General features: G+C 73.0%; 1 protein-coding gene. It reads right to left on the bottom strand.

The window, feature by feature from the left end; all coding sequences use genetic code 11:
• Positions 1-58 precede the first annotated feature (58 nt).
• Positions 59-467, bottom strand: a 409-nt coding sequence (locus ACSNOD_RS31725) for a uracil-DNA glycosylase (protein ID WP_436770520.1), incomplete at its 5' end; no start/stop codon positions are given.

Genomic DNA, 467 nt, shown 5'->3' on the forward strand with positions numbered 1-467 from the left:
CCGCCGTACGCCGTACGCACCCCCCCCTCACGCCGCCGCCCGGCCGCCCGCCCGCGCCTCAGCCGGCGGAGGACTCCGCCAGGTTCGGGATGCGCCAGTCGATCGGCGCGTGGCCCTGGGCGGCGATCGCCTCGTTGATCCGCGTGAACGGCCGGCTGCCGAAGAACTTCCTCGCCGACAGCGGCGAGGGGTGCGCACCGGTCACCACCGCGTGCCGCTCGGTGTCGATCAGCGGCAGCTTCTTCTGCGCGTAGTTGCCCCACAGCACGAAGACGGCCGGGTCGGGCCGGGAGACCACGGCCCGGATCACCGCGTCGGTGAACTTCTCCCAGCCCTTGCCCTTGTGGGAGTTGGCCTCGCCGCCCCGGACGGTCAGCACGGCGTTGAGCAGCAGCACGCCCTGGCGGGCCCACGGCATCAGATAGCCGTTGTCCGGCACCGGGTGCCCGAGCTCCTCGTGCATCTCC

Origin of the sequence: Streptomyces sp. URMC 123 (genome assembly GCF_051386515.1) — a bacterium.
Taxonomy (GTDB): domain Bacteria; phylum Actinomycetota; class Actinomycetes; order Streptomycetales; family Streptomycetaceae; genus Streptomyces.